This window comes from Streptomyces sp. NPDC090088 (assembly GCF_044747345.1).
GTDB lineage: Bacteria > Actinomycetota > Actinomycetes > Streptomycetales > Streptomycetaceae > Streptomyces.
In genome coordinates, this window is sequence record NZ_JBIVDZ010000002.1 from 893885 (window position 1) to 905644 (window position 11760).

The following is an 11760-nucleotide window of genomic DNA, read 5'->3' on the forward strand; positions in this document are numbered from 1 at the left end:
CTAGTCCTTGTCTGTTTCCGTGTCCGTGTCCGTGCCTGTGTCCGTGCCTGTGTCGTCCCAGAAGGCGGCGAGCGCCTCGGCGGTGGGGGCCGGCTGCTCGGTGTTGGGGGAGTGCTCCGCCCCCTCGACGACCGTCCTGCGCGCCCCCAGCCGTAGCGCCATCTCGTCCAGCAGCGGTACCGGCCAGGTGTCGTCCCGCGCGCCCGACAGGACGTGGAACGGCAGCGGTACGGCGGCGAGTTCGGCGACGCGGTCCGGCTCGGCGCACAACTGGCGGCCGGTGGCGATGAGCTGGGCCGGCTTGTTGCCCAGCCAGCGGCGCCGCAGATCCTCGGCGTCCTCCAGGTCCCGCGCCAGGTCCTCGTCCAGCTCCTCCGGAGCCTCCGGCGCCTCCATGGCCTGCATGGCGTCCCACACCTCGGCCATCGACATCACGGCGAGCGCGTCCCGCAGCAGCTTCACCCGCTGCTGCTGGGAGGTCGAGATCTGCGCCGGGCCCGAGGCCATCAGGGTCAGCGAGCCAAACGGCGTGTGGTCGAGCAGCACGGCCGCGCGCGCGATCTGGCCGCCGAGGGAGTGGCCCAGCAGATGCACCGGCCGGCCGTCGCCGACCGCCGCCGCCTGCGCGAGCACATCCCGCGCCAACTCCTCCTGGGCGTAGGCCGATTCGTCGGTCTCCGGACCGTCCGACTCGAACTGCCCGCGCCCGTCCACGGCGACGGTCCGGTACCCGCGCGCGCCCAGTGCCCCGAGCAGCGGACTGAAGTCCTCCTTGCTGCCGGTGAATCCGGGCAGCAGCAGCGCGATCCCCTTGGGCTCGGCCCCGGCGGCGACGGGCGCGTCGAAGACGGCGAACTCACCTCGCGCGGTGGCGAGCGCGTAGGCGCGGGCACCGGCGGGCGGGACAAAAGTACGAGGCCTGCTCATGGGGAGAGGTTATCCGGAGGCCGGCGACGGCCCGGAGGACGGTGGGTGAACCCCGTGGCCCCGGGTGCGCGAACGCCGACGGCCCGGCCCACACGAGGTGGGCCGGGCCGTCGTGGCGCGTGACGCGATCAGGCCTCGGGAGCCGCGGCGGCGGCCTTCCGGGTCCGGCGGACCTTCGGCTTCGCCTCCGCGTCGGCGTCGGCCGCCGTCGCGACGGCCTCGGTGGCCTCGGCGGCCTTGCGCGTCGTACGACGCCTCGGCTTGGCCTCCGGCTCCGCGCTGGCCTGCGCCGGAATCTCCGCGGGGGCGGCGGCTGCCGTCTTGCGGGTCCGGCGGGGCTTGGCCTCGGCACCTTCGGCGGTGTCGACGGCGGCCTCGGCGGTCTTGCGGGTGCGGCGCGGCTTGGGCGCGGCTTCGGCCTCGGCGGTCTCCGGGGCGGCGGCTGCCGTCTTCCGGGTGCGACGGGGCTTGGCCTCGACGGCCTCGGCCGTGTCCACGGCGGCTTCGGCGGCGGCTGCCGTCTTGCGCGTGCGACGCGGCTTGGCCTCGGCACCTTCGGCGGTGTCGACGGCGGCCTCGGCGGTCTTGCGGGTGCGGCGCGGCTTGGGCGCGGCTTCGGCCTCGGCGGTCTCCGGGGCGGCGGCTGCCGTCTTCCGGGTGCGACGGGGCTTGGCCTCGACGGCCTCGGCCGTGTCCACCGCGGCTTCGGCGGCGGCTGCCGTCTTGCGCGTGCGACGCGGCTTGGGCTCCTCGGCGGCCTCCGGCTCCGGCGCGGTCGCCACCGGCTCGGCCGGCGCGGCGGCCTTGCGGGTGCGACGGCGGACCGGCGCCACCGGGGCCTCGACGGCTTCCTGCGCGGCCTCCGCGACCTCGGCCACGGTCTCGACGGCCTCGGCGGTCTTCCGGGTGCGACGGCGCGGCTTGGCCTCGACGGCCTCGGCCGTGTCCACGGCGGTCTCGGCGGCGGCCGCCGTCTTGCGGGTGCGGCGCGGCTTCGGCTCCGCGACGACGGTCTCGACCGCCTCGACGGCTGCCACCGGGGCAACCTCGGGGGCCTCGGCCACCTTGCGGGTACGACGACGGGCGGGGGCCGCCGGTGCCTCCTCGGCGACCGGTGCCTCGGTCACCGGCGTCGCCTCCGCCACCGGCGCGCTCTCCGCGGACCTGCGGGTGCGGCGGCGGCGCGGCTTCTCCGGCTCGGCGATCTCCACCACGGCCTCGACCGTCTCGACGACGGCCTCCGGCGTCACCGCCACCGGGGCGACGGCCGCCACCGGCTCCTGCGACGCCCCGGCACGCGTACGGCGACGGCGGCGCGGGGTCCGGCCGGCCGCGGGCTCCGACGCGGCGACGGCGTCGGCGGCGGGGGAGGCGGACTCGGCGGCCGGCGCCGTGGACGTCGTACCGTCGGCCGATTCCAGTGTCGAACCGCCACGCGTACGGCGACGGCGGCGCGGGGTGCGGGCCGGGCGCTCGCGCTCCTCGGAGCGCGGGGCCTCGTTACGGCCGCCCCGGCCACCGCGACCGCGGCCACCACGGCCACCGGTCTCGCCCAGGTCCTCCAGCTCCTCCGCGTCGAGACCGGCGCGGGTGCGCTCCGCGCGCGGCAGAACACCCTTGGTGCCCGCGGGGATCTTGAGGTCCTCGAAGAAGTGCGGGGAGGTGGAGTAAGTCTCCACCGGGTCCGGGAACTTGAGGTCCAGCGCCTTGTTGATGAGCTGCCAGCGCGGGATGTCGTCCCAGTCGACGAACGTGATCGCCGTACCCGAGGCGCCCGCGCGGCCGGTCCGGCCGACCCGGTGCAGGTAGGTCTTCTCGTCCTCGGGGGACTGGTAGTTGATGACGTGGGTGACGCCCTCGACGTCGATACCGCGCGCGGCGACGTCGGTGCAGACGAGGACGTCCACCTTGCCGTTGCGGAACGCGCGCAGCGCCTGCTCGCGGGCGCCCTGGCCGAGGTCGCCGTGGACGGCGCCGGAGGCGAAGCCGCGGCGCTCGAGCTGCTCGGCGATGTCGGCGGCGGTGCGCTTGGTGCGGCAGAAGATCATCGCGAGCCCGCGGCCGTCGGCCTGCAGTATGCGCGCGATCATCTCCGGCTTGTCCATGGAGTGCGCGCGGTAGACGAACTGCGCGATGTTCGCGACGGTCGCGCCCTCGTCGTCCGGCGCGGTGGCGCGGATGTGGGTGGGCTGGCTCATGTACCGGCGCGCGAGGCCGATGACCGCGCCCGGCATGGTGGCCGAGAACAGCATGGTCTGGCGCTTGGCCGGAAGCATGGCGATGATCTTCTCGACGTCGGGCAGGAAGCCCAGGTCGAGCATCTCGTCGGCCTCGTCGAGGACGAGCGACTTGATGTGCTTGAGGTCGAGCTTGCGCTGGCCCGCGAGGTCCAGGAGCCGGCCCGGGGTGCCGACGACCACGTCGACGCCCTTCTTCAGGGCCTCGACCTGCGGCTCGTAGGCGCGGCCGCCGTAGATGGCGAGAACGCGTACGTTGCGGACCTTGCCGGCCGTCAGGAGGTCGTTGGTGACCTGGGTGCAGAGCTCGCGCGTGGGGACGACGACGAGCGCCTGCGGGGCGTTGGTGAGGGCCTCGGGGGCGGCGCGGCCGGCCTCGACGTCGGCGGGGACGGTCACGCGCTCCAGGAGCGGCAGACCGAAGCCGAGGGTCTTGCCCGTGCCGGTCTTGGCCTGGCCGATGACGTCGGTGCCGGACAGGGCGACCGGGAGCGTCATCTCCTGGATGGGGAAGGGGTTGATGATGCCGACGGCTTCCAGGGCCTCGGCGGTCTCGGGAAGGATTCCGAGTTCACGAAACGTCGTAGTCAGGGTTTTGCCTCTTCTGTGTGGCGCGGCGCGAGGCGAGCGCGGGGGTCTTTGACGGACCGTGCCGGGGACGTCGGCTGCCTTACGGGCGGGCCGTGGGGGCACGCCGTAGTGCACGGGACCTCTGCCGACGCTCTAGCGCTCGTACCGCTGAGGGTGTGTCCCTCCGGTCGTCGTACGCACAGTGCCGTACGAGCCGGGAGGGCTGTCGGGTCGGAGCCGATCGGGCCACCGACCGGGCATCCTCATACGTGCGGCCTGTCGAGGTACGTCCGAATACGTCGGCGTACCAGCAGGCGCATTACCACCATACCCCGGAATCGTGCACATGTGATGGCCGATTTGGTCACGTCGTGGTAGTCACAGTGGATGACCAGGGGCTTCCCTGGGACTTCTCCGGGACTTGCCCGGGTTTCCTCGGGGCTTCCCCGGGACTTCCCCGAGGCTGCGGGCGGGCTATTGTGCGCTTCATGACGAGCTCTGACAAGCCTGAGAACGCCTCCGCCGAACCGACCGGTGTCGCCGCCCAGGACTGGGCCAAGGCCGCCGCCGATCCGCAGTACCGTGCCGCGGTCGTGGACCTGCTCGGCGCGCTCGCGTACGGCGAGCTCGCGGCGTTCGAGCGGCTCGCCGAGGACGCCAAGCTGGCGCCCACGCTGGTGGACAAGGCCGAGCTGGCCAAGATGGCGTCCGCGGAGTTCCACCACTTCGAGCGGCTGCGGGACCGGCTGACGGAGATCGGCTCGGACGCGACGCAGGCGATGGAGCCGTTCGTCGCGGCCCTCGACGGCTTCCACCGGCAGACGGCGCCGTCGGACTGGCTGGAGGGCCTGGTCAAGGCGTACGTCGGCGACTCGATCGCCAGTGACTTCTACCGGGAGGTCGCGGCGCGGCTCGACTCCGACACGCGTGAGCTGGTGCTGGCCGTCCTCGACGACACGGGGCACGCCGGGTTCGCGGTGGAGAAGGTACGGGCCGCCATCGACGCCGACCCGCGGGTGGGCGGCCGCCTCGCGCTGTGGGCGCGGCGGTTGATGGGGGAGGCGCTGTCGCAGTCGCAGCGCGTCGTCGCCGACCGGGACGCGCTGTCGACCATGTTGGTGGGCGGGGTGGCCGACGGGTTCGATCTCGCCGAGGTGGGGCGGATGTTCTCGCGGATCACCGAGGCGCACACCAAGCGGATGGCCGCGCTGGGGCTGGCCGCGTGACGGTCTGAGGGCGCGTCAGGTCCCGGCGTACGACGGCTACGCCGGGATCGATCGTCGGCGCAGGTGCCGGCCGGCCGGGCGCAGGAGCAGGGAGAGGGAGGCGGCCGAGACGATCGCCGCGCCCAGCAGGCTCACGAGGACCGTGCCGGGGCCGAGCGCGCTGTGGGTGACGAAGTCGCCGAACAGGGCTCCCGCGACGCCCGTGCAGAACACCAGGGGGCGGGCCGGGAGTCGGTGGGCCAGGCGGCTGCTCGCGGCCCATGACAGGACCACGCCGAGCAGTGCGGATCCAAGGACTTCCAGGAGCATCACGAGGGGTCCCTCCCACGGCCGGCCCGTGCTTCACGGTCGTAGCCGGTCATACCCGTGACCTGCGGAATGCAATCCTCCTCTGTGGGCGACTTGTGCGCTGAATGTGGAGGGGCGACACAGCGGTGCGCCGACAGGGGGAGTGGGGGCAGGAGAGCGCGCGGACATGGCGGAGGGGCCGGGCGGACACAGGTCCGCCCGGCCCCTCCGCGCTGCTGTGGTCAGACCGCGCTGAAGCCGACCTTGCGCACGGTCGGCTCACCGAGCTCGATGTACGCCAGGCGGTCCGTCGGGACCAGGACCTTACGGCCGCGCTCGTCCTCCAGGGACAGCACCTGCGACTTGCCGGCCAGCGCGTCGGCGACGAGGCGCTCGACCTCCTCGGCGTTCAGACCGCTCTCCAGCACGATCTCGCGGGGCGCGTGCTGCACGCCGATCTTGACCTCCACGGCTATGTCCCTCCGACGGTCAGTGAAGTGCGCGACCTTCCGCGCCGTACGCTGCACACATTAGCCCGGTGAGGGGACGTACACGCTGCGCGCCTGCACGCCAAGAGCGAACAGCGGACGGGAATGCGCCGCGCGGAGGGCGGCGCACGGCGGCGGACGCCAGGGGGCGGACGTCAGTGGTGGCCGTCGATCCCGTGCAGCGGGAAACCGGCGATGCCCCGCCAGGCGAGCGAGGTCAGCAGCTGTACCGCCTGGTCGCGCGGCACGGTGCGGTCGCTGTGCAGCCAGGAACGCGCCACCACCTGGGCGAGGCCGCCGAGGCCGGAGGCCAGCAGCATCGACTCCGCGCGCGGCAGGCCGGTGTCCTCGGCGATCACCTCGCAGATCGCCTCGGCGCACTCGGTGGTGACCTTGTCGACCCGCTCGCGCACGGCGGGCTCGTTCGTCAGGTCGGACTCGAAGACGAGACGGAAGGCGCCGCCGTCGTCCTCGACGTACGCGAAATACGCGTCCATGGTCGCCCACACGCGCTGCTTGTTGTCCGTCGTCGACGCGAGCGCGCCGCGCACCGCCTGGATCAGGGCCTCGCAGTGCTGGTCCAGCAGGGCCAGGTAGAGGTCGAGCTTGCCCGGGAAGTGCTGGTAGAGCACCGGCTTGCTGACCCCGGCGCGCTCGGCGATGTCGTCCATCGCGGCCGCGTGGTATCCCTGCGCGACAAAAACTTCCTGGGCGGCGCCCAGCAGCTGGTTCCGTCGGGCACGGCGCGGCAGGCGGGTGCCCCGCGGGCGCGCCGCCTCTGTCTGCTCGATGGCTGTCACGCCGCCTCCCAAAGTCGTCCACATGCGGATTGCGCCGCGCGGCCATCGTACTTTTCGGTAACCGTGTTGTGCGCGGTGCGAGCGCAGAATTTCACGTACCGGACGGCCGCGAAAGCCGCACAGGGAAAGCACCGGGAAATACGGACAGCCCAGGTGGGCCCGTCGGCGGCCGCTACCGGTCAGCGATAGTCGTCCTCGTCCAGGGAGACGACGCGTGCCTGTTCGATCAGATCGGCCTCGTTCGCGCGGTCCGGGTCCACTCCGGTGAGCGGGTCGTCGTGGGACGGTGCGATGTCCGTGTGCTGCTCGGCTGTGTCGCCCTCCGGGGCCTCGACGTCGATCTCCGGGGCGTCCTCCGCCTCCAGATCGTCGAGCACGTCGGGGTCGGTGGGGTCATAGGTCATCGTGGGCTCCCTTCCTTCGAACGTCCCTGCCGGAAGCAGGGGGCCACAAACGGGTGCCCTGACTACGAGCGTAGGAGACAGCGGATGCGGACGCTATGCCATCCGCGGTCGGGTGCCCGGCCCCGTGGGCGGCTCGCCCGGGCGAATCTGTGATGGCGAACACACGAACCACTGTGTGATCGTCTCGTAACATTGGCCCATGTCTTCGACCGAGCTGCCATCCGTGCCGCCCACCAGCGTGCTCCCGAAGGCGGCGGCCGTCAGGGTCGCGGAGGGCGAGCGGCTGCGGTCGGTGGGGCTGCCCGGCGTCACTCTCACGATCCGTTCGCGCCCGCCCGCGCGCGAGGGACTGCCGCCCGCGTTGTTCATCCACGGGCTCGGCGGCTCCTCGCAGAACTGGTCGGAGCTGATGGAGCGGCTCGAAGGCGTCGTGGACGGCGAGGCGGTCGACCTGCCCGGCTTCGGCGACTCGCCGCCGCCGGACGACGGCGACTACTCGGTCACCGGGCACGCGCGCGCGGTCATCCGCTATCTCGACACGACCGGCCGCGGTCCGGTCCACGTCTTCGGCAACTCGCTGGGCGGCGCGGTCGCCACCCGCGTCGCCGCCGTCCGCCCCGACCTCGTCCGCACCCTCACGCTCGTCTCGCCGGCCCTGCCCGAGCTGCGCGTACAGCGCACGGCCGTGCCGACGGTGCTGCTGGGCCTGCCCGGCGTCGCCGGACTGCTCACCCGTACGACCGGCAAGTGGACCGCGGAGCAGCGCGTACGGGGCGTCCTGGGCCTCTGCTACGGCGATCCCGGCCGGGTCACGCCCGAGGCGTTCGAGCACGCGGTGGAGGAGCTGGAGCGGCGGCTGCGGCTGCCGTACTTCTGGGACGCGATGGCGCGGTCCGCGCGCGGCATCGTCAACGCGTACACGCTGGGCGGCCAGCACGGGCTCTGGCGTCAGGCCGAGCGCGTCCTCGCCCCCACCCTGCTGATCTACGGCGGCCGCGACCAGCTCGTCGGCTACCGCATGGCCCAGAAGGCCGCGCGCAGCTTCCGCCGCTCACGGCTGCTGTCCATGCCGGACGCCGGACACGTGGCGATGATGGAGTACCCGGGGGCGGTGGCCGCGGCGTTCTGCGAACTCCTCGCCGACGCCGACGACTTGGGCGGCGAACCGGCCGCGTCGGGCGCGGGGGGCTGAGGAGCGCGTGGGACGCCACAGCCGCCGCGGGCCGGCACCCAAAGGTGACGACGCGGACATAGCGCGCCAGGGCCGCAAGAAGGCCCCGAGGAACGGGGAACCCGGCACTCCGGGCCCGACCGTGCCCCGCCCGTCCGACGGCACGCCCGCGCGGGGGGTGCCGCGCCTGCCGGACGGGACACCGATGATGCGCGGGACGCCCCGGTTCGCGGACGGTACACCGGCCCACGGGATGCCTCGGACGGCCGACGGCACGCCCGCCCAGGGGGCGCCACGACTGCCCGACGGCACGCCCGCGCGGGGGGTGCCGCGCTTTGCCGACGGTACGCCCGCCCGCGGCGTCCCTCGTTTCCTGGACGGGACGCCTGCCCATGGTGTTCCGCGGTTCCCGGACGGGACGCCTGCACGCGGTGTTCCGCGGTTCTCGGACGGGACGCCCGCGCAGGGTGTTCCCCGGGTGCGTGGTGGTCATCCGCAGCAGCGTGAGGCGGGTGGTGGCTGGGGTGAGGTGGGCGGACCGGCGGTCGGTTCCGCGTCGCCCGGGGTGTCGGTACCACGGCAGCGGCAGGGTGCTCCCGGCGCGCCCCGGCAGGACTACGTCGACGCCTTCGACGAGGACGTCGACGTCTTCGCGCGCCGCCCCGGCATCGGCGCCCAGCGCACGGAAACGTATCCGCAGGTCCCGGACCCGCAGACCTCCGCGCTCCCGTCGGACAGCGGCGACGGCGACGGCGCCGACGGTACCCCCGCCGTCGGCGTACCGGCGCAGCCCAAGGGCGGCAAGGGGCGGGCCTTCACCGGGGTCGCGGCCGCCGCCGTCACCACGGTGCTCGCGGTGATCGTCGCCGGGCAGGTGGCCGACGGCCGCGACGGCGGTGCCACGCGGTCGGAGTCGGCCGCCGGCGAGACACGGGCCACCGACGGCCCCGCCTCGCGCGGCAACAGCCGTACGACGCCGTCCGCCTCCGCGTCCGCCTCGCCGAGGGTCGCGACGCTGTCGTACGAGCAGGCGATGGGCACGAAGTACCCGCTCAGCGCCAAGCTGGCCGGGTCCGGGAAGTTCGACACCGTGCCCGGGGCCGCCAAGGCGCCCGGCAAGGGGCGGAAGTACACCTACCGCGTCGACGTGGAGCAGGGCCTTGGGCTGGACGGGGAACTGTTCGCCCAGGCCGTGCAGAAGACGCTGAACGACGACCGCAGCTGGGCCCACGACGGCGCCCGCACCTTCGAGCGCGTCTCCTCCGGCAAGCCCGACTTCGTGATCACGCTCGCCAGTCCCGGGACCACCGCCAAGTGGTGCGCGAAGTCCGGTCTCGACACGACCGAGGACAACGTGTCCTGTGACTCGGCGTCCACCGAACGCGTCATGATCAACGCGTACCGGTGGGCGCAGGGCAGCAAGACGTACGGGGACAAGATCCACGCCTACCGGCAGATGCTGATCAACCACGAGGTCGGCCACCGGCTCGGCTACGGCCATGTGACCTGCGACAAGGACGGCGAGCTCGCGCCGGTCATGCAGCAGCAGACGAAGTTCCTCGACCATGACGGAATCCACTGTCTGCCCAACTCCTGGCCCTATCCCAAGGGTTGACAGGTGGCTCATACATCACATTGACATGCGCAGAAAGTTCGTACATATTTCTGGGCATGTCGTCCCTTCACGCCTCCGCGCGCGCCGCCATCGAGCTGGCGCTCATCGGCGTGACCGCGCTCTGCGTGGCCGACATTCACTGTCGCTGACGCCCGCCTTCGGGCGTTCGCGTCGCGATCCCTCTGTGCCGCCGTGACCTGGGTCACGGCTCTTTCGACGACCTGACGCCCGGGCAGACGTCTGTTCACTTTCGTCTCACTCCTCGTCAATCTGTCTCGCTTGTCGAGACGCGCCTTCCGAGAGGTCGTCATTCCGATGCGTCAACCGTCCGTTAACAGCGCCCGCGCGGCGTACGTTTCGCTCGCCCTGGTCGTGGCGGCGGGCGCAGCCGCCTGCGGGCCGAAGGACAACGATGCCAACGGCTCCAGTGGCGACTCCGCGCCGCACAAGGGCGGCACGCTGAGCGTCCTGAACTCCGACCCCCAGTCGGACTTCGACCCGGCCCGCCTGTACACCTCCGGCGGCGGCAACGTGCCCTCCCTGGTCTTCCGTACGCTCACCACCCGCAACCGCGCGAACGGCGCCGCCGGCACCAAGGTCGTCCCCGACCTGGCCACCGACACCGGCCGCCCCAGCGAGAACGCGACCGTGTGGACGTACACGCTGAAGAAGGGCCTGAAGTACGAGGACGGGACCGCGATCACGTCCGCCGACATCAAGTACGGCATCGAGCGCTCCTTCGCCCCCGAACTCTCCGGCGGCGCGCCCTACCTGCGGGACTGGCTGGTCGGGGCGGCCGACTACCAGGGGCCGTACAAGGACAAGAAGGGGCTCTCGGCGATCGAGACGCCGGACGACCGCACGATCGTCTTCCACCTGAACAAGCCCGAGGGCGAGTTCCCGTACCTGGCCACCCAGACGCAGTTCACGCCCGTCCCGAAGGCCAAGGACACCGGCACGAAGTACGAGGAGCACCCGATCTCGTCCGGCCCGTACAAGGTCGTGAAGAACGAGAACGACGGTGAGCACCTGGTGCTGGAGCGGAACACGTACTGGTCCGCCGCCGTCGACGACCAGCGCAAGGCCTACCCGGACAAGATCGACGTCAAGTCCGGTCTCGACTCGTCCGTGATCAACCAGCGGCTGTCGGCGTCCCAGGGAACGGACTCGGCGGCCGTGACGACGGACACCAACCTCGGTCCGGCGGAGCTCGCCAAGGTCACCGGCGACAAGGAACTCGCCTCGCGCGTCGGCACCGGCCACTTCGGCTACACGAACTACATAGCCTTCAACCCGAAGGTCAAGCCGTTCGACAACCCGAAGGTGCGGCAGGCGATCTCCTACGCCGTCGACCGGTCGTCCGTGGTCAACGCGGCGGGCGGCAGCGCGCTCGCCGAGGCCGCCACCACCTTCCTGCCAAACCAGAAGTCCTTCGGCTACACGCCGTACGACCTCTTCCCGGCCGGTGCCACCGGCAACGCGGCCAAGGCCAAGGAACTGCTGAAGGAGGCGGGCTACCCGAACGGGCTCACGGTCACGCTGACCCACGACAACGCCCAGAACTTCAAGACCAGCCCCGAGATCGCGACCGCGATCCAGGACGCGCTGAAGAAGGCCGGCATCACGGTCAAGCTCCAGGGCCTGGAGGACAACAACTACTCGGACACGGTCCACAGCGTGAAGACCGAGCCGGGCTTCTTCCTCTCCGCGTGGGGTGCCGACTGGCCCTCCGGCGGTCCCTTCCTCGCCCCGATCTTCGACGGTCGGCAGATCGTCAAGGACGGCGCGAACTTCAACTCGGCCCAGCTCAACGATGCATCGGTCAATGCCGAGATTGACGCGATCAACAAGTTGACCGATCTTGACGCGGCCGCCAAGCGGTGGGGCGCGCTGGACCAGAAGATCGGCGCGCAGGCGCTGACCGTGCCGCTGTTCCACCCCGTCTACAAGCGACTGGTCGGCAAGGACATCAGGAACGTCGTGATCAGCGACTGGACCGGTGTCCTGGACATCTCCCAGGTCGCGGTGAAGTAG

At 72.1% G+C, this 11760-nt stretch carries 11 protein-coding genes; 5 read left to right on the top strand and 6 right to left on the bottom strand.

The window, feature by feature from the left end:
• Together ACIPSJ_RS12790 and ACIPSJ_RS12795 are read right to left on the bottom strand one after the other, a co-directional pair.
• Positions 1–927 (bottom strand): alpha/beta fold hydrolase, encoded by a 927-nt coding sequence (locus tag ACIPSJ_RS12790; protein WP_401345493.1) that lies wholly within the window; start codon positions 925–927, stop codon positions 1–3.
• A gap of 128 nt (positions 928–1055) precedes the next feature.
• Entirely contained in the window at positions 1056–3662 is a 2607-nt protein-coding gene (locus tag ACIPSJ_RS12795; RefSeq protein ID WP_401345495.1) for a DEAD/DEAH box helicase, read from the bottom strand.
• A 551-nt stretch (positions 3663–4213) separates the two neighbouring features.
• Between ACIPSJ_RS12795 and ACIPSJ_RS12800 the strand changes: the two genes are divergently transcribed.
• Complete coding sequence (locus tag ACIPSJ_RS12800; RefSeq protein ID WP_401345497.1) at positions 4214–4960, top strand: ferritin-like fold-containing protein; 747 nt, start codon at positions 4214–4216, stop codon at positions 4958–4960.
• A 36-nt stretch (positions 4961–4996) separates the two neighbouring features.
• On the opposite strand, the gene ACIPSJ_RS12805 is transcribed toward ACIPSJ_RS12800, so the two are convergent.
• From ACIPSJ_RS12805 to ACIPSJ_RS12820, 4 genes are all read right to left on the bottom strand, one after another.
• Positions 4997–5269 carry a hypothetical protein gene (locus tag ACIPSJ_RS12805; RefSeq protein ID WP_359220055.1) on the bottom strand — a complete coding sequence of 91 codons (273 nt, stop codon included), beginning with the start codon at positions 5267–5269 and terminating at the stop codon, positions 4997–4999.
• Between the two features lie 221 nt (positions 5270–5490).
• Positions 5491–5718, bottom strand: a complete 228-nt coding sequence (locus ACIPSJ_RS12810) for a DUF3107 domain-containing protein (protein ID WP_046730492.1) — start codon at positions 5716–5718, stop codon at positions 5491–5493.
• Positions 5719–5891: 173 nt separating this feature from the next.
• Positions 5892–6536 carry a TetR/AcrR family transcriptional regulator gene (locus ACIPSJ_RS12815; protein ID WP_359220058.1) on the bottom strand — a complete coding sequence of 215 codons (645 nt, stop codon included), beginning with the start codon at positions 6534–6536 and terminating at the stop codon, positions 5892–5894.
• Between the two features lie 179 nt (positions 6537–6715).
• Positions 6716–6940: a hypothetical protein gene (locus tag ACIPSJ_RS12820; protein ID WP_359220060.1), complete on the bottom strand. Its 225-nt coding sequence runs from the start codon at positions 6938–6940 to the stop codon at positions 6716–6718.
• 199 nt (positions 6941–7139) lie between these two features.
• Between ACIPSJ_RS12820 and ACIPSJ_RS12825 the strand changes: the two genes are divergently transcribed.
• The 4 genes from ACIPSJ_RS12825 to ACIPSJ_RS12840 all read left to right on the top strand — a co-directional run bounded on the left by ACIPSJ_RS12825 (position 7140) and on the right by ACIPSJ_RS12840 (position 11760).
• Positions 7140–8132: an alpha/beta hydrolase gene (locus tag ACIPSJ_RS12825; RefSeq protein ID WP_359220062.1), complete on the top strand. Its 993-nt coding sequence runs from the start codon at positions 7140–7142 to the stop codon at positions 8130–8132.
• A gap of 7 nt (positions 8133–8139) precedes the next feature.
• Positions 8140–9726, top strand: coding sequence for a DUF3152 domain-containing protein (locus ACIPSJ_RS12830; RefSeq protein WP_401345501.1), 1587 nt, complete (start codon positions 8140–8142; stop codon positions 9724–9726).
• A gap of 56 nt (positions 9727–9782) precedes the next feature.
• Positions 9783–9875: an Ms4533A family Cys-rich leader peptide gene (locus ACIPSJ_RS12835; RefSeq protein WP_351321593.1), complete on the top strand. Its 93-nt coding sequence runs from the start codon at positions 9783–9785 to the stop codon at positions 9873–9875.
• A gap of 166 nt (positions 9876–10041) precedes the next feature.
• On the top strand, positions 10042–11760 hold the full coding sequence (locus ACIPSJ_RS12840; protein WP_359220067.1) for an ABC transporter substrate-binding protein: 1719 nt from the start codon (positions 10042–10044) through the stop codon (positions 11758–11760).